General features: G+C 55.8%; 20 protein-coding genes and 1 tRNA gene. 5 read left to right on the top strand and 16 right to left on the bottom strand.

Going from position 1 to position 22,167, the window contains the following annotated elements:
• Positions 1 to 263 precede the first annotated feature (263 nt).
• A complete protein-coding gene (locus tag ACTG39_RS06915; RefSeq protein WP_439106806.1) occupies positions 264 to 1,367 on the top strand; it encodes an Ig-like domain-containing protein in 1,104 nt (367 codons plus the stop codon).
• Positions 1,368 to 2,327: 960 nt separating this feature from the next.
• Complete coding sequence (locus ACTG39_RS06920) at positions 2,328 to 2,423, top strand: hypothetical protein (RefSeq protein WP_439106870.1); 96 nt, start codon at positions 2,328 to 2,330, stop codon at positions 2,421 to 2,423.
• A 71-nt stretch (positions 2,424 to 2,494) separates the two neighbouring features.
• Here the strand turns inward: ACTG39_RS06920 and ACTG39_RS06925 are convergent.
• The 7 genes from ACTG39_RS06925 to rlmE all read right to left on the bottom strand — a co-directional run bounded on the left by ACTG39_RS06925 (position 2,495) and on the right by rlmE (position 8,957).
• Positions 2,495 to 2,580: transfer RNA gene (locus tag ACTG39_RS06925), tRNA-Leu, on the bottom strand.
• Positions 2,581 to 2,588: 8 nt separating this feature from the next.
• Positions 2,589 to 3,038, bottom strand: a complete 450-nt coding sequence (gene secG, locus ACTG39_RS06930) for a preprotein translocase subunit SecG (protein WP_439106807.1) — start codon at positions 3,036 to 3,038, stop codon at positions 2,589 to 2,591.
• Positions 3,039 to 3,114: 76 nt separating this feature from the next.
• On the bottom strand, positions 3,115 to 3,855 hold the full coding sequence (gene tpiA / locus ACTG39_RS06935; protein WP_439106808.1) for a triose-phosphate isomerase: 741 nt from the start codon (positions 3,853 to 3,855) through the stop codon (positions 3,115 to 3,117).
• Positions 3,856 to 3,963: 108 nt separating this feature from the next.
• On the bottom strand, positions 3,964 to 5,319 hold the full coding sequence (gene glmM, locus ACTG39_RS06940) for a phosphoglucosamine mutase (protein ID WP_439106809.1): 1,356 nt from the start codon (positions 5,317 to 5,319) through the stop codon (positions 3,964 to 3,966).
• Entirely contained in the window at positions 5,316 to 6,116 is an 801-nt protein-coding gene (gene folP / locus ACTG39_RS06945; protein WP_439106871.1) for a dihydropteroate synthase, read from the bottom strand. The genes glmM and folP overlap by 4 nt, the downstream gene beginning before the upstream one ends.
• 101 nt (positions 6,117 to 6,217) lie before the next feature.
• Positions 6,218 to 8,140, bottom strand: a complete 1,923-nt coding sequence (gene ftsH / locus ACTG39_RS06950) for an ATP-dependent zinc metalloprotease FtsH (protein ID WP_439106872.1) — start codon at positions 8,138 to 8,140, stop codon at positions 6,218 to 6,220.
• Positions 8,141 to 8,318: 178 nt separating this feature from the next.
• Positions 8,319 to 8,957, bottom strand: coding sequence for a 23S rRNA (uridine(2552)-2'-O)-methyltransferase RlmE (gene rlmE / locus ACTG39_RS06955; RefSeq protein ID WP_439106810.1), 639 nt, complete (start codon positions 8,955 to 8,957; stop codon positions 8,319 to 8,321).
• A gap of 105 nt (positions 8,958 to 9,062) precedes the next feature.
• Here rlmE and ACTG39_RS06960 point away from each other — a divergent pair, with 105 nt between their 5' ends.
• On the top strand, positions 9,063 to 9,371 hold the full coding sequence (locus ACTG39_RS06960; RefSeq protein ID WP_439106811.1) for a YhbY family RNA-binding protein: 309 nt from the start codon (positions 9,063 to 9,065) through the stop codon (positions 9,369 to 9,371).
• 101 nt (positions 9,372 to 9,472) lie between these two features.
• Here ACTG39_RS06960 and greA read toward each other — a convergent pair whose 3' ends face one another.
• The 3 genes from greA to carA are packed head-to-tail and all read right to left on the bottom strand — an operon-like array spanning position 9,473 to position 14,308.
• Positions 9,473 to 9,949, bottom strand: a complete 477-nt coding sequence (greA, locus tag ACTG39_RS06965) for a transcription elongation factor GreA (protein ID WP_439106812.1) — start codon at positions 9,947 to 9,949, stop codon at positions 9,473 to 9,475.
• Entirely contained in the window at positions 9,949 to 13,167 is a 3,219-nt protein-coding gene (gene carB, locus ACTG39_RS06970) for a carbamoyl-phosphate synthase large subunit (RefSeq protein ID WP_439106813.1), read from the bottom strand. Before carB ends, greA begins: the two co-directional genes overlap by 1 nt.
• 4 nt (positions 13,168 to 13,171) lie before the next feature.
• On the bottom strand, positions 13,172 to 14,308 hold the full coding sequence (carA, locus tag ACTG39_RS06975; RefSeq protein WP_439106814.1) for a glutamine-hydrolyzing carbamoyl-phosphate synthase small subunit: 1,137 nt from the start codon (positions 14,306 to 14,308) through the stop codon (positions 13,172 to 13,174).
• A 277-nt stretch (positions 14,309 to 14,585) separates the two neighbouring features.
• On the opposite strand from carA, the gene ACTG39_RS06980 reads away from it, so the two are divergent.
• Entirely contained in the window at positions 14,586 to 15,452 is an 867-nt protein-coding gene (locus ACTG39_RS06980; protein WP_439106815.1) for an SDR family NAD(P)-dependent oxidoreductase, read from the top strand.
• Positions 15,449 to 16,639: an MFS transporter gene (locus ACTG39_RS06985; RefSeq protein ID WP_439106816.1), complete on the top strand. Its 1,191-nt coding sequence runs from the start codon at positions 15,449 to 15,451 to the stop codon at positions 16,637 to 16,639. The genes ACTG39_RS06980 and ACTG39_RS06985 overlap by 4 nt, the downstream gene beginning before the upstream one ends.
• Here ACTG39_RS06985 and ACTG39_RS06990 read toward each other — a convergent pair.
• The 6 genes from ACTG39_RS06990 to ACTG39_RS07015 form a co-directional block, all read right to left on the bottom strand.
• Positions 16,636 to 17,076 (bottom strand): acyl-CoA thioesterase, encoded by a 441-nt coding sequence (locus ACTG39_RS06990; protein WP_439106817.1) that lies wholly within the window; start codon positions 17,074 to 17,076, stop codon positions 16,636 to 16,638. The two genes, ACTG39_RS06985 and ACTG39_RS06990, sit on opposite strands and share 4 nt — an antisense overlap.
• A 53-nt stretch (positions 17,077 to 17,129) precedes the next feature.
• Entirely contained in the window at positions 17,130 to 18,284 is a 1,155-nt protein-coding gene (locus tag ACTG39_RS06995) for an iron-containing alcohol dehydrogenase (protein ID WP_439106818.1), read from the bottom strand.
• Positions 18,285 to 18,291: 7 nt separating this feature from the next.
• On the bottom strand, positions 18,292 to 19,272 hold the full coding sequence (locus tag ACTG39_RS07000; RefSeq protein WP_439106819.1) for an NADPH:quinone oxidoreductase family protein: 981 nt from the start codon (positions 19,270 to 19,272) through the stop codon (positions 18,292 to 18,294).
• Between the two features lie 218 nt (positions 19,273 to 19,490).
• Positions 19,491 to 20,669, bottom strand: a complete 1,179-nt coding sequence (locus ACTG39_RS07005; protein WP_405271502.1) for an acetyl-CoA C-acyltransferase — start codon at positions 20,667 to 20,669, stop codon at positions 19,491 to 19,493.
• A 66-nt stretch (positions 20,670 to 20,735) separates the two neighbouring features.
• Positions 20,736 to 21,656 carry an SDR family NAD(P)-dependent oxidoreductase gene (locus tag ACTG39_RS07010; protein ID WP_439106820.1) on the bottom strand — a complete coding sequence of 307 codons (921 nt, stop codon included), beginning with the start codon at positions 21,654 to 21,656 and terminating at the stop codon, positions 20,736 to 20,738.
• A 24-nt stretch (positions 21,657 to 21,680) separates the two neighbouring features.
• Entirely contained in the window at positions 21,681 to 22,142 is a 462-nt protein-coding gene (locus ACTG39_RS07015) for a MaoC family dehydratase (protein ID WP_439106821.1), read from the bottom strand.
• Positions 22,143 to 22,167: the final 25 nt, after the last annotated feature.

The raw sequence follows: 22,167 nt of genomic DNA on the forward strand, positions 1-22,167 counted from the left end.
TTATTCAACGATGCTTTTATTGTGCTACACCGTTAATAACAGTCATCTCGCGGGACACTCCCCTAAGCTGCCCCCGTGAGAGGTCGCGTATTATAGGTGCGGCCCTTTCTCCATGCAAGTACTGCACACCCACCTTACTCGGGCTTCGTTTGCATAAATGTTAGACAAGGGCAACAAAGTATCACTATGCATTTGGGTAATAGAGCTTCTTTACATAGAATGCAGCCAGTCAATTTTGATCCACCACAAATAGGTACATACCCATGTTGCTCCGAAACCTAATTTTGATTGCCGCCATAGGTGCCGCGTCAACGACGACCGCAGGCCCACAGCAAGTAAGTAAGGCGGGCTATCTTCAGCTCAATAAAAGTAAAGAAATCTTGGAGTTAGATTCCGCCGGAGAACGGATCAGCACTCAAGCGGTTCCTGATGGCTGTGTTACCGGAGATTTTGACCAACTACTGCAACCGTCTGACGCCCTAACCGGCACGTTGTTAATATTTGGAGAATCTGCCTCCGTGCGAATATGGCGCGAAGCGTGCGAAGCTGATACCGCAGCGTCGGCCGTGGTACTTCGCATCACTCCCGACTCGGAACGAACATTCATATGCTCCTCCGCATTTAACGCTACACAAAGCGGAGTTCAATACAGCGCGATCAAGCTTATCGATACTGTGGGCGGGGAACCCTTCTGTGACGACCTTTTCTCAGAAGACACATACCTCCTTGACCAGTTTAAACTCGAGGGCGAAGTCTTCGACGAAAACTTGGCTTTTAACCTGAACTACAACGGCCAGTTCGTAGCGCAGGTCCCTGCATATGAAGAGGCTGGAACACCAGGCCTGGGCGATCAGTTCGAGTTGCTGCTTGAAGAACCGGTCGATGGCGGAACGGCCTCTGGCGTTTCTAACGTGCGCGGATGGGCCGTGGCCTCTGAGGGTATTGAGAGTATCGAGCTATTTCTGGATGGCACGTCTATTGGCTTGTTACCCTATGGCGGAATCCGCGAAGATGTCGAAGATGCATTTCCGGACGTTTCAAACTCACTGGAATCAGGATTCAGCGCGTCATTCAACTATGGCAGTCTCGGCGCAGGACAGCATACGATCATCGCACGCGCTAAGACGCTCGATGGCCAAGAGAAAGAATCCAGCAGCACATTCACGGTTGCCACTTTCCCTGATGACTTCATTGATGAGCGGGATTTCCCCTCGTTCACGGAAGCGACTACACAGATTCAAGACGACGAAGGCACGATATTGGTGTCACCGGTTACTTTGCCTGGTGGCGCGACCTACAGCGTGGAGTTGCGGTGGATCACGGCTACGCAGGGTTTTGAAATCATCAGCGTCACGCCACTTAACTGACCTTTGCGAAGCCCCCAGCGCCGAGTACGGTTCACTTTAAGGAGGCATCGCCCTAGAAAGGCTCATATAAGCTGCGCTTTTGGGTAAGAGAAAAACATCTAGATCAGAGTTTGAAAAAGCCGCCCCTCGTGTCCTTTTAGAACCTATGAGGCTCTTAGAGTCGAGTAAAAAAACGGACCTGTGCGCAGCCGGTCACGTAGGGGTATAGTTTCAAGACACCTGCAGTGTTTAAAAATCGTCCGCGCTGAGCTGGTATGGGTCACTGAAAACTTTCAAGCTTTTAACCGGACTCTCTTTGCTTGTACACATTACAGCTCGGGGCTCCCTAAGCCATCGGATTACGAGGTTAGGCTCTTCATCATCAACAGGGGACACCGGGGTTCATTAAACTGATTTTGCGGAATCATCAAAGGTCGAACATGTTGATCGCCGTGACGCTATCGCTGTCTATGCCAAACCCAAGTATCGCGCATCCGAAGCTTTTCGCCTTGAGGTATTCGAAACACACGACGGCGGCGTGACTCAAGCCAAAATGACGCGTACACACGGTATCAGTCCGGCGACCACAGAGCGTTGGTATCAGCATCACTGCCAACACCGTGTGTCTGAGATGTCGAATCGGCCGTGTCCCTAGGTGCTGGGTATCGACGAGCACTTCTTTACCAAGAAGCGTGGCAGGAGGTACACCCCAAGGGTCGCAAAAACTGAGGCCTGCTCAGTCTCATACGACGCCACCGATGGCATCTCAGACCTTAGCAAACAACAGAACCTGCAGCGCCGCTACTTGAGCGAATACCCTGGACTGGCCGCGATGTACGAGTCCAAGTAACGCCTCAATCTCCAGCTATTACTCAAAACGCCCAAAAAGAAACGGGCGCAGCAAAAACTACCAGAGCTTCTGGCCCTGATCGAACAGCTGCGTCACAGCCCGCCGAAGGCTTCCACAGCAAGATGGAGATGATGACCCGAAGGGCCCATGGATTTAGAAACTTTGAAAACTGTCGGTTGTGCGTTTTAACCCATTGCGGGTGGGATGGCATCATCAACAGGGTTTAGTGAGAAAGGGGCTGTCACCCCTTAATTGGGGAGAGCCCAAAAACCTTATAATTCACAGGCTTCCTAAAAAATGGTGCCGAAGGGGGGACTTGAACCCCCACGCGCATAGCGCACTACCCCCTCAAGATAGCGTGTCTACCAATTCCACCACTTCGGCAAATCTCTTCAGGACTGCGGGATATCCTCCTGCGCAGCCTCAGCTTCCGTCCCAAATCCTTCCGTACTCATGGAAGGCATGCTGTCGTCCACAACAGGAAGATCACTCTCAACAGCGGGGCGCATATCATCCACCGCTTCGATGTCGGCGTCCAGTGTTGCGGGCGCGGAATTTGTTGGGACGGGGAGAACAAAGTCATCCACAGCGGCCGTTTTGTTTTTGGCGATTACCGCCAGACCAAAGCTGGTGACAAAAAACAATGTCACCATCCACGCAGTCGCCCGGGTAAGAACATTACCGCTGCCCGTGCTACCAAACACAGTCTGGGATGCTCCCGCGCCAAAAGATGCGCCAGCATCTGCGCCCTTACCTTGCTGGATGATGATCAAGCCGATAATCGCCAGTGACAGCAACAAATGCGTCACCAGTACCAGCTGTTCAATCAATTGCCCACTCATTTCCTAAAACCTCGTTGCGGATGCGGCTGTACCGGTTTCCGCTTCATGTATTGTCGCTACTACTGCCCGCCTTCAATCAAGCGGCGCCCACAATGGCAGCAAACGCTTTCGCATCCAACGATGCTCCGCCAACCAGTGCACCATCGATATCCGATTGCGCAAAAAGCTCTGCGGCATTAGCTGCCTTCACACTGCCCCCGTAAAGAAGACGCAGCGTATCTGCGTTACCCGCATCAAGATCACGTACGACATCCCTGATGAATGCGTGCATATCTTGCGCCTGTGCCGGCGACGCGGTTAATCCTGTACCAATGGCCCAAACTGGCTCATAGGCGATAGCCAAGCCATTGAGGTCCGGCAGGTCGCTCAAGGCACCCAGCAGTTGAGCCTTAACCACTGACTCCGCTTGCCCGGCCTCGCGTTGCTCCTGTGTCTCGCCAACACACAAAACGGGAACCAAACCGGCACGCTGTGCCATCCCCAGCTTTGCCGCCACCAAGCCATCAGATTCCTGATGGTACTGACGACGCTCTGAGTGCCCGACGATGACCCACTGGCAGCCAATGTCCTTAAGCATCTCTGCGGAGACTTCCCCCGTATAAGCACCCTGGTCGATATGACTGCAATCCTGGGCACCGAGCATTACATCACTAGCACCGAGTAGCTCCGAAAGCTGTCCCAGATATGCAAAGGGCGGACACAAAACACACTCTGCTCGATGTTCTTTCAGTGCGGTCAGGAAATCAGTAACAAGGGCCTCGTTAAAAGCGCCTTTACCGTGCATTTTCCAGTTGGCAATGACCAGCGGCTGTCGCATAGCTACAAGCTCCGCGTCGCGAGGGCGCGCAATACTACCCAAGCTGCCAGCCTGGGGCAAGAAAAGACCGTATTCACTTTTACAATAATCAGAGCGGCGAAACCGTGGTCAGGCCGCCGCCATGAGGCCTTCGACCGTCTGTGCAAGAGCGCGACACAGGCGATCAACCTGATCTGCGTCCCGTCCCTCAATCATGACGCGGATTACCGGCTCCGTACCCGAAGACCGCAGAAGAACGCGACCGGTATCACCAAGCTCTGCCTCTACCTGAGCCACAGCATCCGCAATCACAGGGTCTGACTCGACGCTCACACCGGGGGTAACTCGCACATTGATCATAGTCTGCGGGAACAGCGGAACATCAGTGAGAATATCCCGAAGGCTCTGTTCCGCACCTCGCAGCGCTTTGAGTACCTGCAAAGAAGACACAATACCGTCGCCCGTTGTCGTGACATCAGAACAAATAATATGCCCGGAAGACTCGCCGCCCAAATGCCAGGATTGAGCCTCCATCATCTCGCGGACATAGCGGTCACCCACTTGCGCCCGGACAAACTGCAGCCCCTGTTCACGCAGCGCTAACTCCAGGCCCAGATTCGACATCAATGTGCCGACTACTCCCGTATCGGAACTGCCCTCTCGCAATCGATTCATGGCAATAACATAAAGCAGCTGATCACCATCCACCATGGCGCCCTGATCATCGACAAACAGTACGCGGTCGCCATCGCCATCGTAGGCGATACCCAGATCACAATTGCGCTCGCGCACCGTCTCGGCGAGGGTGCCCATGTGGGTAGAGCCCACACCTTCGTTAATGTTGAATCCGTCGGGCGACACCCCAATGGGAATCACTTCCGCACCCAACTCAGACAAGACGCTGGGCGCGATATGGTAGGTGGCACCGTGGGCGCAATCCATGGCGATCTTTAGCCCGCGGAGACTAAAACCCTCGGGAACAGTGGCCTTGCAAAATTCAATGTAGCGCCCAGCGGCATCTACCAGGCGTTGAACCTTGCCGATATCGTGCGACTCCACACAGCTCAGCGGCTCGTCAAGCTCGGCCTCAATGGCGAGCTCAATATCATCGGGTAGCTTGGACCCGGTAGCGGAAAAAAACTTGATGCCATTATCAAAATAGGGATTATGGGATGCGCTGATTACGATCCCCGCATCAGCATTCTGCGTGCGGGTCATGAGCGCGACCGCTGGCGTAGGCATGGGCCCTAACAGCTTGACGTCCACACCCGCCGCCACCAATCCGGCCTCCAGTGCTGACTCAAACATATAGCCTGATACGCGGGTATCTTTGCCAATGATTACGCTACACCGGCCCTGCTCTGCCATAAGCCGGGTAAACACGCGCCCGCAGGCCCAGCCCAGTTTGAGTACAAAGTCCGGCGTGATCGGCGCCTCTCCAACCAATCCACGTATACCGTCCGTACCAAAGTAGCGCTTTTTCATGGAATCTGAACATCCTTAACTGCTTGAAGTATTCGCAGTACGTCGGCGGTTTCTGCAACATCATGAACCCGCAATATCGACGCTCCACGCTGCGCCGCCAGTAATGCCAAAGCGAGGCTTCCCGGCAGCCGATCATCCAGCTCTCGCCCGGTTATCTTAGCAATCAGTGACTTGCGTGATAAGCCTGCCAGGATGGGAAAACCCAACTCCTTAAGGTGATCAAGCTGAGCCAGCAGCGCGAGATTGTGCTCCAGCGTTTTGCCAAAACCAAAACCAGGATCCAGCACAATCTGTGAGCGCGGTATGCCCGCGTCGATACAGGCATCAGCTCGGGCCTTGAGAAAGCTCGCTACCTCACTCAAGACATTCCCATAGGCAGGAGCGCTTTGCATCGTATCCGGCTGACCCTGCATATGCATGAGACATACGGGTAAATTCAGTTCAGCTGCAGCCTCGACCGCGCCTTCTCGTTGCAACGCTCGCACATCATTCAGCAGACCGGCGCCCGCCGACGCTGCAGCGCGCATGACCGCTGGGGTGCTGCTATCGAGGGACAGCACGGCATCAGTTTCGGTGCGTAAAAGCTCAAAAACCGGGAGTATGCGATCTAGTTCCTGCTGCTCGCCTACCTCAGCCGCGCCGGGTCGCGTGGATTCACCACCGATGTCGAGGATCTTTGCCCCCGCCGCCACCATCGCAACAGCTTCACGACGCAGGGCATCCAGATCCGGCTTGCCACGGGAAAACCAACGACCACCATCAGAAAAAGAATCAGGCGTAACATTCAGTACGCCCATGATTAAGGGTGTGGAAGGATCAAGGACGGTACCGGCGCAGTCTAAGCTTGCGCCGGTACCCTTAGAGGCATTCAAAAGACGGTAGCGAAACCGGGAAAGCTTTAGTGCTCCCCCGCAGGCCCGCCGATAGGTCCACTGCGATCTGCAGTATCAGATCCCGCCGCCGAAGACGACCCAGAGTCGCTATCGCTGTCCTTATTGCTCCAGTCGCTAGGCTCTCGGGGGGTCCGCCCCGCCATGATGTCGTCAATTTGCTCCGCATCGATCGTCTCGTAGTGCATCAGGGCATCTGACATCACGTGGAGCTTATCAACATGCTCTTCGAGAATATCCTGCGCCTTGCGATAGCACTCGTCGATGATGCGGCGCACTTCTGCATCAATCTGCTTGGCTGTTTCGTCAGACATGGCTTTGTGTGATTGACCCGCACTGCGGCCAAGGAACACCTCTTCACCACCTTCGTCATAGAGCAGCGGCCCCATCTTCTCGGAGAGTCCCCACTTGGTCACCATGTTTCTGGCGATCTCCGTGGCGCGCTGAATATCGTTGGATGCGCCCGTGGTAATACCGTCGGGCCCCAGAGTCATTTCTTCGGCGATACGTCCGCCGAAGAGGCTACAAATCTGGCTGATAATATGACGACGGCTATGCGAGTAGCGGTCTTCTTCAGGCAGAAACATGGTCACACCCAGGGCACGACCTCGGGGAATAATGCTGACCTTATAGACAGGATCGTGCTCAGGCATGACCCGTCCGACAATCGCGTGTCCGGCTTCGTGATACGCGGTATTACGCTTCTCGTCCTCGGACATCACCATGGACTTACGCTCAGCACCCATCATGATTTTATCTTTTGCTAACTCAAACTGTGTCATGCCCACAGTTCTTGAGCCCGTGCGCGCAGCAAACAGTGCTGCCTCATTCACAAGGTTTGCCAGATCTGCACCAGAGAAACCCGGCGTGCCGCGAGCAATCTTGGATGCTTCTACGTCTTCGGCCAGAGGCACTTTGCGCATGTGCACTTTGAGAATTTGTTCGCGGCCGCGAATATCGGGCAAGCCTACGACCACCTGACGATCGAAGCGACCGGGACGCAACAGCGCCGGATCAAGCACGTCCGGACGGTTGGTCGCGGCGATTACGATCACACCGTCGTTGACCTCAAAACCATCCATCTCTACCAATAACTGGTTGAGGGTTTGCTCGCGCTCGTCGTGCCCACCGCCGAGACCTGCGCCACGATGGCGACCCACCGCGTCGATCTCGTCGATGAAAATAATGCAAGGTGCCTGCTTCTTGGCCTGATCGAACATATCGCGGACGCGCGAGGCACCGACACCCACAAACATCTCTACAAAATCCGAACCGGAGATTGAGAAGAACGGTACTTTAGCTTCACCGGCAATGGCCTTAGCCAGGAGCGTCTTACCCGTGCCCGGCTGGCCAACCATGAGGACACCGCGGGGAATACGACCGCCCAGCTTCTGAAACTTACCGGGGTCGCGCAAAAACTCCACGAGTTCCTGGACATCTTCTTTGGCTTCATCGACGCCTGCCACATCGGCAAAGGTCGTGGTGATTTGATCTTCACCCAGCAGCTTTGCTTTGCTCTTACCAAAGCTCATAGGGCCACCGCGCCCACCGCCACCGCCCTGCATCTGGCGCATGAAGAACATGAACACGGCGATAATGATGAGTATGGGGAAACTTGCCACGAGAAGCTGCGTCCACACGCTTTGCTGCTCGGGCTCCTTACCTTCGACTTCGACCTGATGGGTCAGCAGATCATCCATGAGCTTGGGATCTTCCACCATGGGTCGCGTCGTTTCAAAATACGAGCCATCGAAACGCTCACCGGCAATTGTAAGGCCGTCAATTGTGACCTTGCGGACCTGGTCGCGCTGGATTTCCTGAATAAACTCGGAGTACACCATGCGCTCTGTGGGCGTCTGCATGCTGAAGTTGTTAAAGATCGAGAGCAGCACCGCAGCTATCACGACCCACAACAGCAGATTTTTGGCCATATCGTTCAAAATCGTTACCTCGTTGCTGCGCCAGCTTCTTGGGGCTAGCGCCAAATATTCACCGGCGTCTGCAACGCTTGATTGCGTAACCCTGGACACCCATGTCCAAAGATCGCCGGTCGATCAGTATAGCGTTTTTTACGCCAAAAACGCCCTATTGGGCCACCTCTCGATAAGCCTATAGCTCGTCGGGGGCTTTGCGGCGGCCACGGGCCACCAAATACACTTCCCGTGAGCGCGGCCTCGATGCCGTAGGCTTACGCGTTGAGACCTTCTCAAACTGCTCTCGGGTCGCCTTGAACAACTCATCAAAGCCTTCCCCCTGAAACACCTTAGTCACAAAGACACCACCGGGCGCCAGGACACGACAGGCCATATCCAAAGCAAGTTCTACCAGATAAATCGACTTCGGCTGATCTACGGCACTCACCCCACTCATGTTGGGGGCCATATCAGAAATTACAAGGTCCGCAGGTTCGTCGCCCATCTCCTTCAAAATGCGCTCAAATACATCGTTCTCCGTAAAATCTCCTTGAACGAAGTCGACCCCATCAATCTCACCCATGGGCAGGATGTCCGATGCGATAACCTGCCCTCGCTTGCCCACCAGCTCCGCAGCCACCTGAGACCAACCCCCGGGAGCGCTGCCCAGATCCAAAACCGTCATTCCCGGTCGGATCAAACCGTCGCGCTCCTGCAACTCAAGCAGTTTGTAACAAGCACGAGACCGGTAACCATCGCGCTGTGCCTGCTGCACATAGGGGTCATCCCTATGCTCGCGCAGCCACGCTTTACTGCTGGACCGCTTTTTAACCATGCGTATTTCCTGAACGATCGATTTTGCCGTCAACGGACTGTTTGGGTCGCGAAGGGACTGTAGTGTAGACTCCGCGCCCCGCTGACTTTCTCGGTTTACCCTAGCATGACCCGCAAAACAAACACGCGCCAACTTCGTGCGATCGGCCACAAACTTCACCCCATCGTCACCATCGCCGGGAACGGCCTCAGCGAGACAGTGCTCCTGGAACTTGAGCGTGCGCTCAATGATCACGAGCTCATCAAAATTAAGCTCGCCGTCGGCAGCCGCGAAGCGCGGGACGAAGTCCTTGCGCAACTACTGGAAGACAGTAAGGCAGAGCTGGTGCAGCGGGTTGGCAACACGGCACTGCTGCTGCGTCACAGCGCTCAACCGGACCCCAAAAAATCCAATCTTCTCAGAATGCTGGGCTAGCCTGAATCGAGCAGACCTGCGCGCCGCAGGAGCGACTACTGGTAGCTGGTGATTGCTGACTGCTGACTGCTAACTGCTAACTGCTGATTGGAATCAAGTGCTTAAAGGTGGCGCACCTGATCTATTTCGTACTCACGGTCACCGCCCGGGGCACGCACAATAACCACATCACCTTCCTCTTTGCCTATCAACGCACGGGCGATAGGTGAGTTTACCGAGATAAGATTCTGCTTGGCATCCGCTTCGTCATCGCCAACGATGCGATAGGTCACAGTGTCGTCATTCTCTACGTTGATCAGGTCTACCGTGACACCAAAAATGACTTTTCCCGTGCAGGCTATGGTGGTCACATCAATGACCTGGGCGTGGGACAGCTTACCCTCAATATCCATGATCCTGCCCTCGGCAAAACTCTGCTGCTCCCGAGCGGCGTGATACTCCGCGTTTTCCTTCAGATCACCGTGCTCTCTGGCCTCGGCTATCGCCTGCACAATTCGCGGACGATCAACTTTCTTTAACTGCTCGAGCTCCTGGCGCAGGGCCTGCTCCCCCTGCGCTGTCATCGGCACCTTACTCATTAATGCATGCTCCTGTGGAGATCCTGCAGACGACGCACGGTCTTGTCTCCTTCTCGCTGCAGGGTCAGGCAAATCGCCTCGGCCGCAGCAAGCGTTGTTGTATAGAAAACCCGATGTGCCTCAGCACTCGCTCGAATTGGCGCCGAGTCAGCGATGGCCCGGCGTCCCTCTGTGGTGTTGATAATGATATCTGCCTCGTCGTTCTTGATCATATCGACGATATGAGGGCGCCCCTCGAGCACTTTCTTTACGCGGCGAACCTCTAGACCCGCCGCCTCCAGCGCATCCGCCGTACCTCCGGTCGCCGCCAGATTAAAGCCCAAACTCACCATCTGCCGGGCAAAAGCTACGGCGCCGGGCTTATCGACATCGCGAACACTTATGAGGAGTGTGCCACTGCGCGGCGGAGGATCGCCCGCAGCCAGCTGCGCCTTAGCGAACGCATCGGCAAAGCTATCGCCAGTGCCCATGACCTCACCGGTAGACTTCATCTCCGGCCCCAGAATCGGATCGACACCGGGGAATTTGTTAAAGGGCATCACCGCCTCTTTGACGCTAAAGAACTCCGGCACGATCTCTGCCGTAAAGCCCTGATCTTCGAGACTCACGCCGGCCATGCAGCGTGCCGCGATCTTCGCCAAGGAAGTTCCAATACACTTGGACACAAAGGGCACGGTACGCGATGCACGGGGATTTACTTCGATGACGTAAATTTTTTCGTCCTGCCAGGCAAGCTGTACATTCATCAAGCCTTTAACACCCAATGCCAAGGCCATTTGCTTCACCTGCTCGCGCATTTGATCTTGCACATCTGCAGGAAGGCTATAGGGCGGCAATGAGCACGCCGAATCTCCCGAGTGCACACCGGCCTGTTCGATATGCTGCATGATGGCGCCAATCACAACCTGCTCGCCATCAGACACCGCATCGATGTCGACCTCGATTGCGGCGCTCAAAAAGCTGTCCAAGAGAACCGGAGACTCATCGCTGACCGACACCGCCTCACGCATGTAGCGAAGCAGATCCTCCTCTCGATACACGATCTCCATAGCCCGACCACCCAAAACATAGGAAGGGCGTACCACTAACGGATAGCCGATACTGCGCGCCGCCTCGACGGCCTCTTCGACGCTGCGAACCGTGGTGTTTGCCGGCTGCAGCAAGCCAAGATCCTGAATGAGATGCTGAAAGCGCTCACGATCTTCGGCCCGATCAATGGCATCGGGGGTCGTGCCAATAATGGGCACGCCGGCAGCTTCCAGGGCTCGAGCCAGCTTGAGCGGCGTTTGCCCTCCAAACTGCACAATCACGCCTTCGGGCTTTTCCTTGGCGACAATCTCAAGCACATCTTCAAGGGTGACCGGCTCAAAATACAGGCGATCCGACGTGTCGTAATCCGTAGAGACCGTCTCAGGGTTACAGTTCACCATGATCGTCTCGTAACCATCTTCGCGCATAGCCAACACCGCGTGAACACAGCAGTAATCGAACTCGATTCCCTGGCCGATACGGTTGGGGCCACCACCGATCACAAGGATCTTTGGACGATCTGACGGCTCCGCCTCACACTCTTCATCGTAGGTGGAGTACATATAGGCCGTGCTCGAGGCAAACTCTGCCGCACAGGTGTCGACGCGCTTGTACACCGGGCGAATATTCAATCCCTGACGATGCTCACGTACGGAGGTTTCGCTTACCTTGAGGAGCGCCGCCAGACGCCGATCTGCAAAGCCTTTTCGCTTGAGCCTAAAGAGCCGCTGTGTGTCCAAATCCTCGAGCGTGCCCGCCGCGATCGCCAGCTCATCCTTAACAATGTCTTCAATCTGAACGAGGTACCAGGGATCAACACCGGAGTGTCCATACACCTCGTCTACGGTCATACCCAGGCGGAAGGCGTCCGCCAGATGCCAGATACGATCGGCCCCGGGGTTAATCAGTTCACTGATGAGCTCATCGCTGGGCTCCACATCATCCGGCCCCAAACGTGATTCGAAGCCCGAAGCGCCGACTTCCAGACCGCGCAACGCCTTTTGCATTGACTCCTGGAAGTTGCGACCAATGGCCATCACTTCCCCCACGGACTTCATCTGAGTGGTCAGCCGGGCATCCGCGGCGTTGAATTTCTCAAAGGCAAAGCGGGGGATTTTCGTAACAACGTAATCAATGGAGGGTTCAAAAGAGGCGGGGGTCGCACCTCCGGTGATGTCGTTCTTCAATTCATCCAGGGTGTATCCGATGGCCAGCTTTGCGGCAACTTTGGCGATAGGAAATCCGGTAGCTTTAGACGCCAGCGCCGAAGATCGCGACACCCGGGGGTTCATCTCAATAACCACCATGCGACCGGTGTCCGGACACATGCCAAACTGTACGTTCGAGCCGCCAGTCTCTACACCGATCTCACGCAGCACCGCCAGAGAGGCGTTGCGCATGATCTGATATTCCTTGTCGGTAAGCGTTTGCGCCGGTGCGACGGTAATGGAGTCGCCGGTATGCACACCCATGGCGTCAAAGTTTTCAATGGCGCAAATAATGATGCAGTTGTCATTGCGATCGCGAACAACCTCCATCTCGTACTCTTTCCAGCCGATGAGGGACTCATCGATGAGAAGCTCGGACGTGGGCGAGAGATCCAAACCGCGAACACAGATCTCCTCAAACTCTTCGCGGTTGTAGGCGATACCGCCGCCGGAACCACCCATAGTGAACGAGGGCCTGATAATGCAGGGGAATCCTATGGAGTCGAGAACCGCGTGCGCCTCATCCATGGACCGGGCAAAAGATGCTCGGGGCGTCTCCAGCCCGATTCGCTTCATGGCCTTGTCGAATAACTCGCGATCTTCCGCCTTGTCGATGGCTTCCTTGGTGGCGCCGATAAGCTCCACACCGTTTGCTTCGAGGACACCCTCGCGAGCCAAATCCAGCGCGCAGTTCAGAGCCGTCTGGCCACCCATGGTCGGCAACAGCGCATCGGGCTTTTCTACTTCGATAATCCGCTGCACTGTGCGCCACTCAATGGGTTCGATGTAGGTAGCATCTGCCATTGCGGGATCGGTCATGATCGTAGCGGGATTGGAATTCACCAGAATCACCCGATACCCCTCCTCACGCAGCGCCTTACAGGCTTGCGCGCCGGAGTAGTCGAATTCGCAGGCCTGACCGATGACGATGGGTCCGGCGCCTACAATGAGGATGCTCTTTAAGTCTGTACGCTTTGGCATGCGCTTATACCGCCCGCTGTTGCATGAGGCTGATGAAATGGTCGAAGAGCACACTGGGCTCATGAGGGCCCGGACTCGCCTCGGGGTGCCCCTGAAAACTGAAGGCGGGCTTATCCGTTCGCTCGATACCCTGCAGGGTCCCATCGAAAAGTGAGCGGTGAGTGACCCCGATACAATCCGGCAGCGCGGCGTCATCAACCGCAAAACCATGATTCTGACTTGTGATCATCACCCTGCCGTCCCTCAGATCCTGTACCGGGTGATTCGCACCGTGATGACCGAACTTCATTTTCAAAGTGCCTGCACCACTGGCAAGCGCCAGTAACTGGTGACCCAGACAAATCCCGAAGATCGGTACCCCGGACTCCAACAGTTCAGTTATCGCACTGATGGCATAGTCACAGGGCTCCGGGTCGCCAGGGCCATTGGAGAGAAAAACCCCATCCGGATTCAGTGCCAGCACCTCACTGGCGCTTGTCTGCGCGGGAACCACCGTGAGACGACAGCCCCGATCCGCAAGCATGCGTAAGATATTGCGTTTCACCCCAAAGTCGTAGGCAACTACATGCCAGGGCATATCGTCGACCGCTGGATCGGCGAAGCCCTCTCCCAGCGCCCAACTGCCGGCAGTCCACTCGTAGCGCTCGCTAGTGGACACTTCCTTTGCCAGATCCAGGCCCTTGAGCCCGGGAAAGTCTTTCGCCAGTGCTAATGCGGTATCGACATCGAGAGACTCCGTCGCCATAAGGCAGCCATTCTGGGCACCCTTGTCCCGAAGCACCCGAGTAAGGCGCCGCGTATCAATATCTGCGATACCCACCACGTTACGCTCGCGAAGGTAGTCATCAAGCGCCTGTGTGTTACGAAAATTGCTCGCCATTAAGGGAAGATCCCGAATGACCAGGCCTGAGGCCCATATCTGGGACGACTCTTCGTCCTCGGGATTGGTACCGGTGTTACCAATATGTGGGTAGGTCAGCGTAACAATCTGACGGGCGTAGGACGGGTCGGTGAGAATCTCCTGGTAACCGGTCATCGCGGTGTTAAACACGACTTCGCCAACGGAGGCAGCGGCGGCACCAATGGATATCCCGTGGAATACGCTGCCGTCTTCAAGAACCAGAATTGCGGGACGGGTCAATCGTTCCTCCAGGGGCGCCGGTACTCCGCTCGCAGGCTCAAAAAAAAGCGAGATGAGTAGGCCTCATCTCGCTTTAATTGGCATGTCAATGTACGTTAATACCGGCTGCTCAGAATTTAGTGTCATCAAAATCGTACGCCGAACAGTTCATCCGGCTCTGGTCGCGCAGTGTACGAAATCGTCTGTTTTGTGTCCACACAGATCGTCCACTAAGTCAGCGCTGGCTGAGTCCTGTTAGTCTGCCTATGATGAGGCCCCAGGATGATGGACCACTCGCATGAACTACTTTACTGGCAAGCATGCCGCGATCACCGGGGCAGGCTCGGGTATTGGCAGAGCACTCGCTCAGCAACTGAACAACGCAGGCTGCCACCTGCATCTCTCGGATATTGATAGAGATGGCCTTGCAGATACTGTTAACTCCTTTACCAATACTGATGCAACGGCCTACAGCACTATCGTCGATGTGTCAGACGCGGGCGCCGTTGCGCGCTGGGCGCAGGCCGTGAACGAAGTAACGCCAACACTCCATCTGCTGGTCAACAATGCCGGCGTGGATCTTATGGCTTCGGTCGTAGATACCACCCTGGATGACTTTCACTGGCTGATGAATATCAATTTCTGGGGCGTGGTACACGGATGTCAGTCTTTCATCCCAGCGCTTGAAAAGGCAGAGCGTAGCCATCTGGTCAACATTTCATCGGTTTTCGGCCTCATCGCGGTACCCCATCAATCGGCCTACAACGCTGCTAAATTCGCGGTGCGGGGATTCAGTGAGTCCCTCCGCCAGGAGCTGGATCTCCAGGGCAGCCCTGTGAAATTGTGCTGCGTTCATCCCGGTGGGATCGATACCAACATTGCTCGCAGAGCCCGCAACGTTGATCCCAATGCTACCCCTGAGTCACAACAGGAAATGTTCGCGCAGCATGTGCGAACCAGTGCCGAGGATGCAGCCCGTAAAATCCTCCGTGCCGCCGAAAAAGGCCAGAGGCGACTGCTCATTGGCAGCGACGCGAGGGTTGTCGACTGGATTGTGCGTTTGTTCCCGACCGCCTACGCTCGTCTGTTCCGCAAGGCAACAGAAAGTGCACTGACAGACACACGGTCAGACCCACTCTCGGACGAGCAACCCAGCAGCTCATGAGCGAGACCCTCACCCGCAGGCAGCTGTTCGTGCTCATCACAGCGCTTATGGCGACAGGTATTGGTCAGTCGCTGGTGTTTGCGATTCTGGCCCCTCTTGGTCGTGAGGTTGATCTGGCGGAGGTGCAAATCACCTCGATCATTGCGCTTTCAGCCCTTATCTTCGCGATCGCCTCCCCTTACTGGGGGCGACTGTCGGACAAAGTAGGTCGCAAGCCCGTCATCCTCATTGGTCTCATCGGATACACCGTGGGTACGCTGCTTTTCACGTCGGTGTTTATGGCAGGGCTTACGGGCGTCTTATCCGGACTCGCGCTGTACAGCGTTCTGCTGCTTACCCGCTGTAGTCAAGCTGTTGTGATGTCGGCGACAAGCCCGTCAACAACTGCCTACGCTGCTGATAGCACGAGCACCAGTGAACGGACCGCGGCCATGGCTAAATTGGGCACCGCCAATAGCCTCGGTATGATTCTGGGACCAGCAGTGAGTGGAGCCCTCGCGACCTTGGGACTGCTCGCGCCCCTCTACTTCGCGGGCGCCCTGTCTGCGGCAGCGGCCGTCTTGGTGTGGCGAGCGCTGCCCGGCATCCCTGCTCCACAACGCCAAAGTCACGGTCGACCAAAACGCATGCGATTTTTGGACCCCCGGATCAGACGTTTTGCACTCACGGCGATTGGCCTGTTCACGGGATTTTCGGCCATTCAGCAAACACTCGGGTTCCAGCTCCAGGACCAACTGGAACTCACGGGAGTAGAAACTGCGCAGTACACTGGCGCGGCCTTGATGGTCTCGGCGGTGTTTACCTTCGTCATTCAGGTCACTGCCATGCAGCGTCTCAAGTTACCGCCCCACATCTTTGTCCGCACGGGACTGGCATTCATGGCGCTGGGATCACTACTTATCGCAAGTTTTAGCAATTTCTGGATGTTGGCTCTAGGAATGGCACTGATGGGCACGGGGCTGGGCTTATCCATGCCTGCAATCACTGCGGGGGCATCCATCGCGGTGAGCCCGGAGGAACAAGGGGGCGCAGCGGGGGTGATTTCGGCCTGTCCTGCCGTAGGATTTGTGAGCGGCCCAATTATCGGAGGTCTGCTTTACCCCCTGGCGCCTTTCGGCCCTGCTCTGTTCTCTGCGGTGGTTTTCAGCGGCACCATTGCCATTTTATTCGGAACGTCGAAACGCTAAGCGCTAACGGCTATTGCCTCGAGCGCTTCGCGCATCTGAGCAGGAATGGGAACTGGCTTGTTGCTGGCTCGATCAACAAACACATGCGTGAAGGTGCCATTGGCACAGGCTTTTTCATCTCCCTCGCGAAAAATACCAATGCCGTACTGTACTGAGCTGTTGCCTAATCGATCGACGCGCAAGGCTCCCTGGAGGGGCTCCGGGTACGCCACCGGCGAGTAGTAATCGCAGCCAGAATTCACCACAAGTCCTACCGTGTCGCCATCATGAATATCCAGTCCGCCCTCATCGATCAGGTAACGATTAGCGACGGAATCAAAGTAGCTGTAATAAATAACGTTGTTTACGTGCCCGTAAACATCATTGTCGGACCAGCGTGTTGTGATTGCCGTGAACCAGGGGTAGTCCGTGCGCGCGGGGGGCTGAGCTCTGGACATTCAATTACCTCGCTGTGGTTTAAGCGGCTGCAGCTATTGCCAGGATATCGCGCTCAAAACGAAGCGCGATAGATCCCCAGCGCATCATCGTAACTAACTTCTCGAGGGTTATTGATTAACAAGCGCTGCTGGAGCATCGCATCCTCTGCCAAAGTCTCGAGGCTCTCTTCCCCCACACCGGCGGCGCTGAGCGTCGCGGGCATGGATAAATCATCAATCAGCTCTTCGATAGCGACAATCAAAGTCTCTGCCCGGGCTTCTTCACTCCCCGATACAGAAGACCCTACGACTATCTCTGCAAGCTCGGCGTAGAGCCCTGTCGCCATAGGCAGATTGAATCGCATAACCTCCGGCAGTACGAGAGAATTGCTTAATCCATGGGGAATATGAAAATGCCCCCCTAGTGGATACGCCAGAGCGTGCACCGCGCCTACGGGCGCATTGGCAAAGGCCTGGCCGGCCTGCATTGCGCCCAGCAACATCGCCGCTCGCGCATCGCGCTGGCGACCATCATGCACCGCCGTGCGGATGTTGTTCGCAAGCAGTGCTAAGGCGCTGCGCGCCAGATTATCTGACACAGGGTTTTTCTTAATCTTGGACGTATACGCCTCGATGGCATGCACCATGGCATCGACGCCGGTCATAGCGGTGATATGGCTGGGTAGCCCCAGAGTCAGGTCTGCATCCAAAACTGCAATGTCCGGGAGCAAAACCGCTGAACTCACACCTGCTTTTGTGGTTTCTCCGGTAGTGACAATAGCAACCGGAGTCACCTCGGAGCCCGTCCCCGCAGTGGTCGGCACGAGAATAAGTGGCAAGCGTCCGCCGCTAAGCTGCTCAACGCCGTACATGTCGCTCAGCGGCTGATCTGAGCAAAGCAGCGCTGCCGCGACTTTCGCGACATCCATAGAGCTGCCACCGCCCACGGCAATTACGCCATCAACCCCGGCAGCCTTGCCTGCATCTACCGCCGCAAATACCACCGCTTCCGGCGGATCTTCACTGACTTTGGGGAATAAACAGACCTCTACGCCGGCGGCACAGAGAGCATCCTGGACCGGGGCAATGAGGCCAATAGCGACAAGCCCGGGATCCGTAACCAATAGTGCGTTCTGAACTCCCAGCGAGGCGCAGTGCTCTGCCAGCTTCAGTGCTTCACCACTTCCACTGACAAGGCGCGCGACGGTATTAAAGGCGAATGACTGCATGCCGGAACTACTCCATCGTAATGATGACCTTACCCCGTGCTAAGCGTCCGGTCATCACATCATAGGCCTGCTCATAATCCTCCAGAGCAAACACGTCGTTAATCGCTGGCTTCAGCTTACCCTCGGCAAACAAACCCCAGAGCTCTTTGATGTTCTGCAAGTGCACCGCCGGTTCCTCGGCAATAAAACGTCCCCAAAACACACCAACAATAGAGCAGCCCTTGAGCAGAGCAAGATTCAGTGGAATCTCTGGAATGGGCCCGCTGGCAAAACCAATCACCAGATAGCGTCCGTTCCACGCCATGCCGCGCAATGCGGGCTCAGCGTAATCACCCCCCACGGGGTCATAAACAACATCAACGCCCTTACCACCGGTCAGCTCTTTTACTGTCGCCTTTAGGTCCTGCTCGCTATAGTTGATGGTCTCATCCGCGCCTAGCTCGCGACACATAGCCAGCTTTTCTTCAGAACTCGCTGCGGCAATCACCTTAGCGCCCATCATTTTGCCGAGCTCCACGGCAGTGGAACCCACGCCACCAGCAGCGCCGAGCACTAGCAAGGTTTCGCCCTCTTTAAGATCTGCGCGCTGTTTTAAAGCGTGGTAAGAGGTGAAGTAGGTCATGGCAACGCCGGCCGCCTGGGTAAAGTCGAGACCCTCAGGCATGGGCATCACCGCATTTTGATCTGCCGCAATTTGATCACGAAAAGCGCCGCTGCCGGTCATCGCGATCACCTTGTCGCCAACCTTGTAACGCTCAACGCCTTCGCCGACAGACAACACGACACCCGCGCACTCGCCACCGGGAGAGAACGGCATGTCCGGCTGAAACTGGTACTTCCCCTGGATAACCAGTACATCGGGAAAATTCAGCCCGGCTGCCTTAACGTCGATAACAACCTGACCCGCCTCGGCTGTTGGCTCCGGATGATCGGTCGCAAGCTGCAGCTTGTCGGCCATCCCGTGTTCTGTGCAAAGTAGTGCGCGCATCTAAATCTTCCTATGTTTTCTTTACTGGTGTCTTCAGGTGTATTCGATGCCGCAAGCGCGACGGTCGCAGGTGCAGTATGCGGGTGTGTTGTGAGCGGGCGTCACGCGCCCAGGATGGCGCGTGCCGAGCAAGTCATGGATGACGTCTTTTAGCGTCCCGCTCACGGCATTCCCGCATGCTGTGCCTGTGACTATTGCACAAAGCATCGCATCAGGGCTTACAGTACTTCAAACAGCCCTGCTGCACCCATACCACCACCCACACACATGGTGATGACAACGTACTTAACGCCGCGTCGCTTACCTTCGATAAGTGCGTGGCCAATCATGCGCGAGCCACTCATGCCGTAGGGGTGACCAATGGCGATAGCGCCGCCGCTGACGTTCAGCTTGTCATTATCGATGCCCAGGACATCACGACAATGCAATACCTGTACCGCAAAGGCTTCGTTGAGCTCCCAAAGGCCGATGTCATCGACGGTCAGACCATGCTGCTTGAGCAGCTTGGGTACGGCGTAAATAGGGCCAATACCCATTTCATCAGGCTCAAGACCCGCGACCGCAATACCCCGGTACAGCCCTAAAGGCTCCAGACCACGCTGCTCCGCAACTTTTGAATCCATGATCAACTGTGCCGACGCGCCGTCAGACAGCTGCGAGGCGTTACCAGCGGTGATGGTGCCGCCTTCAATCACGGTTTTCAGACCCGCAAGAGCCTCTGGGGTCGTAGCGCGAATACCTTCGTCACGGCTGACCGTTGCTTCAGCCTCAGACTGCTCGCCCGTTTCCTTGTTCCACACTATGCGCTTGCAGGTCACTGGCGTCAGCTCTGCATCGTAACGGCCTTGCTCATAAGCTTCCGCTACTCGCTGCTGCGATTGAAGACCGTACTCGTCCATTGCGTCACGGCTAATGCCATAGCGCTTGGCAACGGTTTCCGCCGTCTGCAGCATGGGCATGTAAATATCGGGATGCATTGCCACTAGCTCTGGATCTGCCGCGCGATGCAGGTTCATATGCTCGTTCTGCACCAGCGAGATCGAATCAAGACCACCGCCTACGACGATATCCATGCCGTCATACATAACCTGCTTGGCGGCAGTGGCTACTGCCATCAAACCGGACGAACACTGGCGATCAATCGTCATACCCGACACGGTGACGGGCAAGCCTGCTCGCAAGGCAATCTGCCGAGCGACGTTCTGGCCGCCGCTGCCCTGCTGGAGCGCAGCGCCCATGATCACATCTTCGATTTCGCCGGGCTCAACACCCGCGCGACGCACCGCTTCACTCACGGCCGCAGCACCCATAGTGGGGGCTGGCAGATTGTTAAACCCGCCGCGATAGGCCTTTGCGATAGGTGTACGCGCTGTCGATACGATTACTGCTTCTTTCATAACTTGTCTCCTGAAAGACGGCGAAGCATCGCCGTCAAAAAATTGCTCGCCTTAAAAACTCGCTGCTTACTCGAGAGAAATACCCAAACCTGCGGCAGCCTGTGTCAGCATCTTGCCCGACTGCTCAAAACCAGCCTGCAACGCGCGTCCACCCTCGGCGGCGGAAATCACACCCCAGTGAGCGGCGATACCTTCGGGCGTTTGCTCCTCAGGTTTCAGCCAGCAGCCTTCGCTCTCAACAATTTTTGATACAGCGTAGGAACCTGCTCCGGCACAAAGAATCGTGCGATTTGGACCGTCCTCGCTCACCAGGTACAGCACCGCCGGTGTGACGGTTTCGGGAGTCAGCAACTCGAACATTTTCTCCGGCATGAGGCCGTCAGTCATTCGTGTTCCCGCTGTTGGAGCCAGCGCATTCACACGGATGTTGTACTTCGCGCCTTCGAGAACCAATGTGTTCATCAGCCCGATAACGCCCATCTTGGCCGAGCCGTAGTTGGTCTGGCCAAAGTTTCCGTAGAGACCGGAGGAGGATGTGGTGACCACTACCCGACCGTACTCCTGCTCTTTCATGATCTCCCAGCAGGCTCGCGTGCAATAGACGGTGCCCATGAGATGAACGTTAAGTACCAGCTCAAAATCTTCCATAGAGCCTTTGATGAAGCTCTTATCGCGAAGAATGCCTGCGTTGTTTACCAGAATATCAACGCGACCCCACTTCTCCATTGTCGCAGCGACCATGGCCTCAACTTCGGCGTAGTTGGCAACATTGGCGCCGTTGGCCATTGCCTCACCACCGGCTGCCTCTATCTCGGCGACCACTGCCAGAGCAGCATCAGACGAGGACCCCGTGCCATCTTTGGAGCCGCCCAAGTCATTAACTACGACCTTGGCACCGCGTTTTGCAAGCTCGATGGCATGACTGCGACCCAGTCCCTGTCCAGCACCGGTAACAATAGCTACTCGACCGTCATAACGAATCGTCATTCTCAATTACTCCTTTTGTATGTATCAGCCGCAGACAATCATGGCGAGAGACTCAGCGACGAGCGCGGGTGTTTCTACACCTTCAATCTCAACCGTGACCGACGATGTCAGCAAGAATCGGTTGTCATCTTTCTGATCAACACTGATCAATTCGCTGTGAGCGCGAATCCGCTTGCCCGCACGGACTGGATTCAGAAAACGCACTTTGTTCAGACCATAGTTAATGCCCATCACTACGTTCTCTGGTACCACACCGGTGCCTTCGCTCAACTTTGGCAGCATAGATAGCGAAAGGAAGCCGTGAGCGATGGTGCCACCAAAGGGCGTCTGCGCAGCTTTTTCCTCGTCAATGTGGATAAATTGATGGTCTTCGGTGCAGTCCGCAAAAGTATTGATGCGACCCTGATCCATCGTGGCCCACTCGCCGACAGTTTTATTGCCCACCTGATCCGCTAGCTGCTCTTTTGGTACGACCTTAACGCCCATACGCTTTCACCTCTTCTACGCTAAA

Origin of the sequence: Congregibacter sp., from assembly GCF_965662665.1 — a bacterium.
In the GTDB taxonomy this organism is placed as follows: domain Bacteria; phylum Pseudomonadota; class Gammaproteobacteria; order Pseudomonadales; family Halieaceae; genus Congregibacter.